The organism is Terriglobus sp. YAF25 (genome assembly GCF_052113305.1).
Lineage (GTDB): Bacteria > Acidobacteriota > Terriglobia > Terriglobales > Acidobacteriaceae > Terriglobus.
The window spans coordinates 1-7,362 of record NZ_JBFRCY010000149.1 but is presented as its reverse complement, the minus strand read 5'-3'; the positions used below and the strand labels follow the sequence as shown (position 1 = coordinate 7,362).

The window sequence follows — 7,362 nt, the reverse complement described above, 5'->3', positions numbered from 1 at the left end:
ACACGCCTCTTCGGGGATACCCAGCAACGGGGAAGCGCTCTATCCCTATGAAGGTGGAACCTTAGCACTGGCTTAAGTCGTTTACCGCTCATAACTTAATCGCTATCGTGTCGCCTTTTCCCGCCGATGGAGAGGACAGGTCTCCCTGGTAGGTGCACACGATGAAGAATCTAACAATCAAACAAAAACTTATGAGCGCAACAGGCGCCCTCACCCTTCTGGCGATGGTTCTGGGCGGAGCCTTCGCCTACCGCGTCAGTACTTTTGGGGACATGATTCACACCCTTGGTGTGGACGACGCTCACAAGTTTTATCTCGCCGGCGTTGCCGATGCCTCTGGTGCCGAGATGCTGGCTGCGCAGCGTGGCGAACTCGCCCAGGCCGCCCTGGGGAACTGGGATATAGCGACTCAACGTGAACATCAGTATGCCCAGCACGAAGCTGAGTTCCGCAAGGCGATTAAAGGAATTCGGGAGGTTGGAGTAGGCTCCGCTGGTGCAGACCTGTTGAATAAGACGGAAGCTACGCTCGACCGCCTGACGCCTGCCCACGCGCGGTTTGTCGCTGCGATCAACAGCCACGACGTCAAGCAGGCGTCTGATCTAAACATCAATGAGCTCACGCAACCGCTTGAGGAAGCGGACAACCTGAGTGCTCAGATCCTCGAGCACCAGCAGAAGATCATGGCAGATGCGAGCAATGATGCCCGCGGCTCCGTGGTCGCCGCGGAGTCGGTTGCGATGACGCTGCTGCTCCTTGCGTTTCTTGCCTCCGCTGTAGTTGTTTGGGTCGTGATTCGCCTGGAACGCGACCTGCGTAAGAATGTGCTCGCTCTGAACCAGGGCGCCGAACAGATTGCTTCCGCGGCTTCACAGATCTCGTCATCCAGCCAGAACCTGGCTCGCGACAGCTCGGAGCAGGCGGCGATGATTGAAGAGACGTCCGCCTCCTCGGAAGAGATCTCGTCCATGGCGAAGCGCAACGCCGACAATGCACGCTCGGCGATGGGAATCGTGAGCACCGCCGTTGGCACCTCCCACCAGAGCGCTGCCGCCGTGAAGGAATGCGTCAACTCGATGACCAGCATCAATGAGAGCTCGCAACAGATTGCGAAGATCATCAGTGTCATCGACAAGATTTCGTTCCAGACCAACATCCTGGCWYTGAACGCSGCSGTGGAAGCAGCCCGTGCCGGAGAGGCGGGAGCAGGCTTCGCGGTGGTCGCCGAAGAGGTGCGCAACCTTGCGCAGCGCTCGGCGGAAGCGGCGCGGGAGACCTCGGGTCTGATCGGAGCAGCGCTGACCAACGCCGCAGACGGCCGCACCAAGATCGAATCGATGGTCGAGGCTGGAGCCAAACTTGAAGGTTCCTTTACCGAGATCAAGTCGCTGGTCGACCAGATCGGCGATGGATCCTCCGAGCAGGTCGGCGGCGTCGATCAGATCGCGCGCGCTATCGGCCGGATGGAGTCGGTGACACAGAAGAACGCCGCAAACGCGGAGGAGTCAGCCGCAGCGGCTGAGCAGCTCAATGCACAGTCAGGTGCGCTTTACGAACTGGCTGCCCGCCTTGGAGCCATGGTTGGCGTGCAAACCTCGTCTGGTGCAATGGCTCGTCAAAGCGCGAAGAGCTCTTCGAGGAAGCCTGCCGTAAAGTCTGCCGCAAAGCCTGTAAAACCAATGATCCGTCCGATGGCGGTCCCGGTTCCGGTCGCTGTCGGCGTCGGCAACGACGCAAACTTTGTGGAGTTCTGAGTTTCAAATCCACATTTCGCTGCTGCACACACTTCGGGGAGCCGCAAGGCTTCCCAAATTTTTGCCCGCAAGCGCGAGATATAATCGGTTCAACGACTTAGAGCATTTTCCCTGTGGGTGTAGAGTAGGGCTTCCGTATCTATGGGCGTTTCCTAGTGAAAACGCCGCTGCACACCCTTTCCGGGCTACCTAGCAGCAGGGAAAAATGCTCTAGAAACACCGCAGGCTATCCATGCAGGAGCTGTTATCCGATACTGGTTCCGATGACGTGACTCATGACGAAAGGATGGAGCTGCTGCAGCGCATCGCAGCCAGTGCTCCCTTTCGCCGAGCCACACGCCTGCGCGAGTTTCTTCTCTATGTCGGCGCCTGCCCTGCCAATCATGCGGATGATGCCTTGCACGAGGCAACAATCGGAACTGCTGTCTTCAAGCGTCCCGAAGGCTATGACACCAGCGCGGACAATATCGTTCGCGTGAGTGCGACAGAGCTGCGCAAGCGGCTCGAGATGTATTTCTCCGCGGAAGGTGCGCAGGAAAACATCCTCGTCGATATGCCCCGCGGCGCCTATGCGCTGATCTTTCGCCGGCGGTCCGTCAGCGCCTTGCCCGCAGTCGTGCCCGCGATGGTTGAGCCGGTAGAAGAGACAACGCTCCTTGAGCCGGAGCCGGCCGCTCCCTTAATGCCTCCGGTCATGACGACAGTTTCGGTAACCATTCCTGAGGCTCCATCGCTTCCGGTCCGCCGGACGCACTGGGCATGGAAGGTATTGGCCGCGGCCCTTGTTGCCGTATGCACTGTGTTGCTGATGCAGAACCTGCAGATGCGCCGCCTGCTGCAGCCGTGGCAGCAACAGCCGGCTGTGCGCGCGTTATGGGGAGAGCTCTTCGTCAAGGGAACGCAGACTGACCTTGTCCTCGCGGATACCTCTTTTGCCCTGGCGCAGGATATTGAGTCACGGCAGATCTCGCTGAAGTCGTACATCAACAATGACTACAAGCAGACAGCCAGCATGGCGGGTCTCAGTGCGGACCGGCAAGATGCGCTCGACAGGGTTCTGAACCGGAATACGGCAAGCGTGGGTGACTTTATCGCGGCAAAACGGATCATTGAGCTGAATCCGGTCTCGTCCGACGTGAAGCTCAAGTTCGCCCGCGAGTACTCCGCCGAAGAGTTCAAGACCAACAACGCGATCCTGATCGGAAGCCGCATCTCGAATCCGTGGGTTGATCTCTTCAACAGCCGGCTGAACTTCCGGCTGCAGTACGACGTTGTGCAGCATCGCCCGTATGTCGAGAACCTGGCCCCCAAACCGGGAGAGAAGCCGGTGTACGACGGCACCTCGGACCTGCAACGGAATGAGGGATACAGTGTGGTCGCATTGCTGCCCAATCTGGGGCGGAGTGGCTATGTGCTGATCCTGGAAGGAACCGATTCCCAGGCGACACGGTCGGCCGGAGAGTTTGTCACCTCGGAGGCGGCGCTCGGAGACTTCTTCCGGCAGAACCACCTCTCGCCCAAGGGGCCGCCGCCCGGCTTTGAAGTCCTGCTGCACAACTACCAGATCATCGGCACACCCTTCCGGTCCGAGATCGTCGCCTGGCGGATCGAGCAGTAGGGACGAGCCACGAAGGTCTCCCCTTTGTCATTTCGTAGCGGAGCGGGAGAAATCTGCTTCTCGCTACCCTCGCAGATCGATAGAAGGTTCATCAGCAAATCCGTTTCGTACTTTGTTAGGTCGTATGGGTAGTCCTCGCCCACCCTAACTCCGTGAGGGTAGGGCACCCGGCAGCAAAGCAGATTTCTCGGCTGCGCTGCGAAATGACAAAAGAAATCCTCGACCTTCGTTTTAACCGCCTTTCCACCCCACTCTTTACGGTTAATAAAACTCCCTCCAACATCCGCAAACCATTGCCAGATAGAGCTTTGCTGCTCGGTTTGATTGTGAACTTCGGGTTAACGGTGAATTAACTTGATGGTCCTCTCTCGGATTCACGACTCTTTGTTGACTTCAAAACAACAGCATTCTCTGTCCTGAACTGCATTGGCAGCACCTGGGACGAGTTCTTGAATCACCGCCGAAGTCTGTAGGACCTTCGGCACTTTGGAGAAGAGGCCAATATGTACCCAAATATCAGTAGAAGAAAACGTTTTCCACAGTGGATCATCTCCCTGGTCCTGATCCCTCTGTTTGCCCTTGTCCCCTTGGGATGGGCGCAGAGCACCAGCTTCGGCACCATCACCGGTACGGTGAGCGATCCTGCCGGAGCTCTCGTTCCCACCGCCAAAGTTACRATCAAGAGCGTCGAAACCGGGCGAACCCGCGATCTCGAGACCGACAGCAACGGAAACTACAACGCTCCCTCCCTGTCGCCCGGCCGCTACATCGTCACCGTGGCCAAGGAAGGCTTCAGCACCCAGGTCGGCAATGAGCTGGTACTGGCCGCCGACCAGGTAGCTCGCGTTGACTTCGGCCTGAAGATCGGCGGAGCCGACCAGGTGATCACAGTCGACACCTCGGTCGCGCAGCTGCAGACGGACAATCCCAGCGTCGGCACCAYGATTGACTCCACCAAGGTGGTAAGCCTGCCCCTGAACGGAAGGAACTTTATTCAGCTGACCCAGCTGATTCCGGGCGTCAACCCGGGCACGGTCTCCTCCATCGCCGCTCGCCGCGGTCGCGGTTCGATCGGACAATCAGATGCCAACGGCGGTTTGACCGCGACCCAGATCAACGGTCAGCGCGATACCCAGAACCGCTACTTCATCGAGGGTGCCGAGTCGATGGACTACGACGCCAATACCTACAGCTTCTCGCCGTCGGTCGATGCCATTTCGGAGTTCAAGGTCGAGACCAGCTCCAGCACCGCTGAGAACGGAGGCGCGCTCGGCGGCTTCATCAACGTCATTCTGAAGTCGGGCAGCAATGACTTTCACGGAACCCTGTGGGAGTTCAACCGCAACAACTACTTCACGAAGAGCCGCGACTTTATCTCGACCACTAACCCCAACCCCACGGCGCCTCGCCTGAACCGTAATCAGTTCGGCGGCAACATCGGCGGACCGGTCATCATTCCGCACCTCTACAACGGCCGCGGGCGCACCTTCTTCTTCGTCAATGAGGAAGAGGGACGCAACCTCACGGCCTCAACGCCAAGCTTCCTGATCGTTCCGACAGCCGCACAGCAGGCCGGAGATCTCAACTCTGTGACTGGCCGCGTCTTCGCCGCCAGCGGATCGACCACGACGACCAACACCATTCTGGATCCCACGACCGGCCAGCCCTTTCCCAATAAGCAGATTCCAGCGAACCGCATCAGCGCATCAGCCTTGAAGCTGTTGAGCTACACGCCGGCGAACGGCTCCTATGCCAGCAGCACCAACTATCAGACCGGTACGCCGAAGGCGCTCTCAACGCAGCGCGATATCATCACCCGGCTCGACCACATGCTCACGACCCACGACCAGATCAACGGCCACTTCATCTGGGACGATACCCTCAACGCAGGCACACCGCTCTTCGGGCACGACCAGGACAACAACGATGCCCGCAGCACCAACCTCAGCGCGGCGCATGTGCACACCTTCGGTTCGTCGATGGTGAACACGGCCTCTTACGGCTATCACCGCTTCACCGAGATTGAGACCTTCGGGACCACGGACGATACCAACTACAACATCGCAAATGCGATTGGCGTTCCGTTCGCATCGTCCGACTCTCACTTCTACGGTCCGCCGACGGTGAACATCAGTGGTCCGGACGGGGTCTTCAGCCTCTTCCAGCTGCGCCGTACCATCGGTCCTCGTAACCGCTCGAATAGCGCTCATAGCGTGAATGATTCGCTGTCACTGCAGCTGGGCAAGCACTTCCTCGCCGGCGGCGTACAGTTGACCTTCAAGAACGATACCTTCGATCAGATTCGCGACCCGCGCGGCAACTTTGGTTTCACGGGACAGTGGACAGGATCGGCGCTTGCGGATTTTCTGCTCGGCTACATGCAGGCAGCATCCATCAATCCGACGCACACCTACACCAACATCAGAACCCTGTGGCAGGGATATTTCGTGCAGGATAACTGGCATCTCCGCAATGGTCTGACGATCTCGCTGGGCCTGCGCTGGGACCATATGCCGCCGTGGGTGCAGAACAACGATCAGTATGCAGCCATTGCCACACTGCCGAATGGCATCGCGGGTACGCTGCTGACGCCGCAGATCTCACAGTACGGCCGTGGCCTGATTCCACCACACTTCTACGACTTTGCACCACGTGTCGGTTTCAACTGGCAGCCGTTCGGCGCGGGCAAGACCGTGGTTCGCGGCGGATATGGCTGGTACTTCACTACCGATATCGCCAATCAGCCATTCACCTGGGCTGAAGGAGCACAGGCCCAGTCCGGAGCTTCCATCAGCACCAGCAACCAGCCCACCATCGGCGTCAGGACGACTCCGTCGCTCACCTTCTCCAACCCCTTCCCCGGCGTGACGCTCGGCGGAGCGCCGACCTATCCCTTTGCCAACGCGGTCGATCCCAACCTGCAGGACGCCTATACGCAGCAGTGGAATCTCACGACAGAGCAGCAACTCCCGGCGAAGCTGATCGCAACTCTGGGCTACGTGGGCGCCAAGAGCACGCACAACTACACTTACTATCCTGACGTGAACATGCCAGTACCGGTCGATCCGTCGACTCCGGGCCTGGCTTCACTGGCCTCGCGTCGCCCGAACCAGACCTTCAAGTCCGGCACATCAGCACGCTCAATCGCTGGTGACTTCTCCAACGGAAGCGCAACCTATCACTCGCTGCAGGCCAAGCTGGAGCGGCGCGTCGGCCGCGGCCTCACCGTATTGGGATCGTACACCTGGTCACATGCTATCTCCGGCCCGTCGGATATCGGTGGTTATGTGGGGGGCGGCACCTTCAACCCCACGGGTCTGAATATCTACAATCCGCGTTCTGATCGTTCGTCGGCGATCTTCGATCTGCGTCATCGGTTTGTGGCGACGGCCATCTGGGATATTCCGTTCTTTGCCCACACTACCGGCTGGAAGAAGGCTGCCTTCGACGGGCTGCAGGCATCCACGATTGTCGTGGCACAGAGCGGACCGGCTGGCAGCGTCTTCAACAGCGTCGATACGACGGGTACGGGGCTGGCGTCTCGTCCGGATATCATCCCGGGCCAGAGCCCGAACACACCTGCGGGTGGACGCTCTAACGCACAGTGGTTCAACACCGCTGCATTCCGCACGGCAGCGGCCGGTACCTTCGGCAATGCGCCTCGCGTGGGTGTGGTGACGCTGCCTGGCATTCTGAACGATGACTCGTCGTTCGTGAAGGCAATCAAGTTTGGCGAGAAGCGCAACCTGCAACTGCGCGCCGATATCTTCAACCTTTTCCTCCGCTATAACGCGAATCCGAATGCTGTGGGCCTGTCGCTTAACAACACCAGCACCTTCGGCAAGCTCGGCGGCGGAACCTCGGACGTAGTCTCCCGGRTCATTCAACTCTCGGCGAAGTTGAACTTCTAAAGACGAACCTCCTTTTTTGGCAGTCCGGAGTGGCATCGACTCCGGGCTGCATTTTTTTGTTTGGAGGAAAGCTTTATAC

At 59.0% G+C, this 7,362-nt stretch carries 3 protein-coding genes; all 3 read left to right on the top strand.

Translation table 11 applies throughout. The features are described 5' to 3' along the window. The first annotated feature begins 161 nt into the window (after positions 1 to 161). The 3 genes from AB4043_RS08255 (at position 162) to AB4043_RS08245 (ending at position 7,283) form a co-directional block, all read left to right on the top strand. Complete coding sequence (locus AB4043_RS08255) at positions 162 to 1,754, top strand: methyl-accepting chemotaxis protein (protein WP_442303433.1); 1,593 nt, start codon at positions 162 to 164, stop codon at positions 1,752 to 1,754. Between the two features lie 232 nt (positions 1,755 to 1,986). Next, positions 1,987 to 3,372: a hypothetical protein gene (locus AB4043_RS08250; protein ID WP_442303432.1), complete on the top strand. Its 1,386-nt coding sequence runs from the start codon at positions 1,987 to 1,989 to the stop codon at positions 3,370 to 3,372. Between the two features lie 503 nt (positions 3,373 to 3,875). Next, positions 3,876 to 7,283: a carboxypeptidase regulatory-like domain-containing protein gene (locus AB4043_RS08245; RefSeq protein ID WP_442306836.1), complete on the top strand. Its 3,408-nt coding sequence runs from the start codon at positions 3,876 to 3,878 to the stop codon at positions 7,281 to 7,283. Positions 7,284 to 7,362: the final 79 nt, after the last annotated feature.

Coding starts and splice junctions, on each gene's coding strand:
- AB4043_RS08250 (WP_442303432.1), top strand. CDS start 1,987: ATGCAGGAGCTGTTATCCGATACTGGTTCCGATGACGTGACTCATGAC.